The organism is Microcystis sp. M049S2 (assembly GCF_020245625.1).
Lineage (GTDB): Bacteria > Cyanobacteriota > Cyanobacteriia > Cyanobacteriales > Microcystaceae > Microcystis > Microcystis ichthyoblabe_A.
The window spans coordinates 1-2,960 of record NZ_JADBUN010000083.1; the positions used below are offsets into that span (position 1 = coordinate 1).

Annotated in this window: 4 protein-coding genes; 1 reads left to right on the forward strand and 3 read right to left on the reverse strand. The window is 44.0% G+C overall.

The annotated features are described in order from the left end of the window. Positions 1 to 24 precede the first annotated feature (24 nt). Both IM496_RS07065 and IM496_RS07070 read right to left on the reverse strand, forming a co-directional pair. The gene (locus IM496_RS07065) at positions 25 to 279 is read right to left on the reverse strand and encodes a hypothetical protein (RefSeq protein WP_228009878.1); all 255 of its coding nucleotides are present in this window, start codon (positions 277 to 279) and stop codon (positions 25 to 27) included. 307 nt (positions 280 to 586) lie between these two features. Further along, on the reverse strand, positions 587 to 1,588 hold the full coding sequence (locus tag IM496_RS07070; RefSeq protein ID WP_194018346.1) for a DUF4438 domain-containing protein: 1,002 nt from the start codon (positions 1,586 to 1,588) through the stop codon (positions 587 to 589). 52 nt (positions 1,589 to 1,640) lie between these two features. On the opposite strand from IM496_RS07070, the gene IM496_RS07075 reads away from it, so the two are divergent. After that, the gene (locus IM496_RS07075) at positions 1,641 to 2,273 is read left to right on the forward strand and encodes a Uma2 family endonuclease (protein WP_194018345.1); all 633 of its coding nucleotides are present in this window, start codon (positions 1,641 to 1,643) and stop codon (positions 2,271 to 2,273) included. Positions 2,274 to 2,276: 3 nt separating this feature from the next. Here the strand turns inward: IM496_RS07075 and IM496_RS07080 are convergent, their stop codons facing one another. Next, positions 2,277 to 2,822 carry a hypothetical protein gene (locus IM496_RS07080; RefSeq protein ID WP_287661614.1) on the reverse strand — a complete coding sequence of 182 codons (546 nt, stop codon included), beginning with the start codon at positions 2,820 to 2,822 and terminating at the stop codon, positions 2,277 to 2,279. Positions 2,823 to 2,960 lie beyond the last annotated feature (138 nt).

Sequence of the window (2,960 nt, forward strand, 5' to 3'; positions counted from 1 at the left end):
AGGATTTAGTCGATTTATGCCACCCTATCGAACCATACCAAGTAACGAAAAGCCAAGAATACCTGCAGCTACACCAAAATCTACAATTGAGTCTATTTTGATTCTGATACCCCGTCCGCTTGCGGCGGGGTAGTTCATTTCTTTTAAATAATTTTTTTTCTGATCTTCCTTTCGATGGATGATACAGTAGTGATGATCCTGCTTATAAATTTCTGAAACTACTTGATAGGACACATCGGTGAACAAAGAGCCAAGGTTTTGCTGATGCTGGTTATTCATTGTTTTTTCTTTCCTAACTTGTTTTCTGGCTAAATAAAAGCTGAGTCCATCTGAAAAATAGGAAACAATCAATAAAAGTAGGAGCAAGATAGTCCTGTTAAGATTGATTACATTAATATATTCCTGCCAATAATTGGGCTAATCTTAACATTTAATTTGCGAATATAGATTAGGAGAAAAATCGAAGTTTTAATCAAGACAAAGCTTGATTTGCTATAACCGATTATTGTAAAAGTTTACAGAAAAAAATTGCCAATAAATTAGAAAAACTTAACAATAATTGAGTTTCTAGCTCAACCATAAAAAATTAAGTACGACCAACATAAACTTCCCTAGATCGAGGAGTAATTCCGGAAGGATTGACCAGAGGAGAATAGACTTGGGCGGGAGGTAGCGATCGCAAATTAAACAGAGCGGCAAAATTAGCCCCGCCATCGTAGAGAGGTTGTAAACGTTGACAGGAACCCGTTAATAAAGGCATAACCCCGGGACCATGACCACTGACCGTACTATCGCCATGGACGATAATCCCGAAAGTAATCCGACCTTGACGGTAACTAGGACCGTGACGGGTATCCGCCGAGCCAATGGCAACCAAATCGCCAAATCGAAGAGTATCAAGACGATAGCGGCGGCGAAGTTGCGGATCGAATAGCTGGATATCATAATCACCACGCCAGACCGTATTTTTGCCCAATCCCGAACCCATAGCAGCAGCAGGGACAAAATGAGTCACGGGTACTTGTAAACCGCGATCACCCGGAATTAAACCCCAACGTCGCAGAAAATCGGGGGAACAGTTAAATAAACGCAGATCGGGATAGTCTAATAATTTTAACCCCAAACCATAACTATAGATTTGCACTCGATCGCCGATCCGTAGGCGACGCAAAACCGCAGGGGGAAAATCTACCAAAACATGATCCACTCCCCCATGTTTTCCCGTCACCAGACCCGATTGACCCGTGGCAGGTCCAGTAATCACCCTAGCGCGATTGCCCAAACAAGCATAGGTAATCAGGGCGAGATTGGGGCCGCGACGACCGCCGATAATTTCCCGACTATTATTATGGAGAGCCACCCCCGGTTCAATATGATCCCCCATTAAACCGACACAGCGATCGCCAACCCGTTGATTGAGGACAATTCCCCCGGTGGCCGGAAGGATTCGGGGTATGCCATCATGACCGATGCGATAGGGATTAGCCTGACCGACTGGATGGGCAATTTGACCGGCAACGGCCACCATTACTAAGTCTGGTTGGTTAATACGCAGAGAATTGGCACTATCTACTCGTGAATTATTCATATATCAGTTATCAGTATTCTAAAATGGGAGTATGGGATTTTTGCTTGAATCTATGACTGCAACACTGCTCGCACCGCCGGCTGAAATAATTCACCTGTCCGGGATTAGCTGGGAAACCTACGAAACGCTGCTAGAAGAAATGAGCGATCGCCGTCTGCGGCTGACCTACAATCGTGGCAATTTAGAAATCATGGCTCCTTCGACCGGACACGAATTTAGTAAAACCCTCATCGGTCGCCTTGTCGAAACCCTAGCGGAAGAATCAGTAGTCCCGATTTATCCCCTTGGTTCTACCACCTTTAAACGCCCTAAATTGAGTGGTGCAGAACCGGATGAATGTTTTTACATTGATAATATTGAGGCGGTTCGGGGGAAAAAGCGACTGGACTTAAATGAAGACCCTGCACCAGATTTAGTCATAGAAATTGATGTCACCAGCAGTTCTCAAAATCGCCTTCAGGTTTATGCAGATTTAGGCGTGGCAGAGGTTTGGGTTTATAATGGGGAGTCTCTGGTCATCCAACAATTACAAAATGGCACTTATATCACCTCCCCAACCAGTCAGTTTTTTCCTAATTTACCCATCTTAGAAATTGCTATATTTTTACAACAAGCTGGCCAGACAGATTACCTAGAGTTAGTAAAAGCATTTCGGAATTGGGTCAGAAGTCAGCTGAAAAAATGAGGGTTAAAATCCTAGATGAGAGGGTCTGCGGTAGGTATAGATCCTTGTATTAGGATAGCGACGACGGACATGATCTGCTCTAGCGCGACGGGTCGTTAATTCAAAATTTACCCCTTGTAGATGACTTCCTCGTTTACCCCGAAAATCCGGTCTTGAACCTTGACCTGTATATCTGAGATGTTTAGATAAGATGGGATCATTTCTTACCCTCCTAGCAACCAACCGTTCCAAAGCTCTACCATATAAGGCCGCTGGAACGTAAGTAGCTGCTCTTAGCTCTCTTGGGGTTAATAATGGTCTTGCCCCTTGGCTAGTTAGAGCAGATAAATTCTTTGCCAGTTGTTGATTCGCGGTGTTGATCAGTTGCCGGAATCTTCGAGTTAGACCTTGCTGACGCTGGGTCAATGGCGGAGGAGTAGCCCAATCTAGATCGCTTTCTTCGAGCAAATAAATAACATCGCCATCATCTGCTAAATTCAGTCTATCTGTTAAGGGGCGATTAAAGGGATAGTAACCGTGAATGCCTCTTTCTAAAAAGTTAAATCTCATAGTTACTAATTCTGTACGCAAATATTGCATCTAGAATTAGCTTTGTACGCTTTGACCCGTACTGGGTTAACTACGAACCTCTCTATCGGATTCCCGCTAAAGGCGGCCTCTCCGACTACCTTTCTTCCAATATTTAAG

Coding starts and splice junctions, on each gene's coding strand:
- IM496_RS07065 (WP_228009878.1), bottom strand. CDS start 279: ATGAATAACCAGCATCAGCAAAACCTTGGCTCTTTGTTCACCGATGTG.
- IM496_RS07070 (WP_194018346.1), bottom strand. CDS start 1,588: ATGAATAATTCACGAGTAGATAGTGCCAATTCTCTGCGTATTAACCAA.
- IM496_RS07080 (WP_287661614.1), bottom strand. CDS start 2,822: ATGAGATTTAACTTTTTAGAAAGAGGCATTCACGGTTACTATCCCTTT.
- IM496_RS07075 (WP_194018345.1), top strand. CDS start 1,641: ATGACTGCAACACTGCTCGCACCGCCGGCTGAAATAATTCACCTGTCC.